1 pseudogene is annotated in these 293 nt (G+C 75.1%); it reads left to right on the top strand.

The window, feature by feature from the left end:
• A pseudogene (locus tag A5481_RS34935) lies at positions 1-293 on the top strand (ABC transporter ATP-binding protein); the annotation flags it as partial.

Below are 293 nucleotides of genomic sequence, written 5' to 3'. Positions count from 1 at the left end.
CTGCTGCTCGACGAGCCGACCGCCAACCTGACCTTCGCCGAGAGCGAGCGGCTGTTCGCCATCCTGCGCCGCCTCGCGGGCCGGGGCATCAGCACGCTGATCGTCTCGCACCGCATGAAGGAGATCCGCGCGATCGCCGACGTCTGCACGATCCTGCGCGACGGCCGGACCGTCATCGACCGCCGGCCGCTCGCCGACCTCGACGACGCGGCGATCGTCGAGGCGATGGGGCAGAAGACGGCGCCGCGCGGGACGCCCGCGGGCGCACCCGACGCCGCCCGCCCGGCCGGCAC

This window comes from Methylobacterium platani, assembly GCF_001653715.1.
In the GTDB taxonomy this organism is placed as follows: Bacteria; Pseudomonadota; Alphaproteobacteria; order Rhizobiales; family Beijerinckiaceae; genus Methylobacterium; species Methylobacterium platani.
The sequence above is the reverse complement of the archived record's forward strand: the minus strand, read 5'-3'. Positions and strand labels throughout refer to the sequence as shown.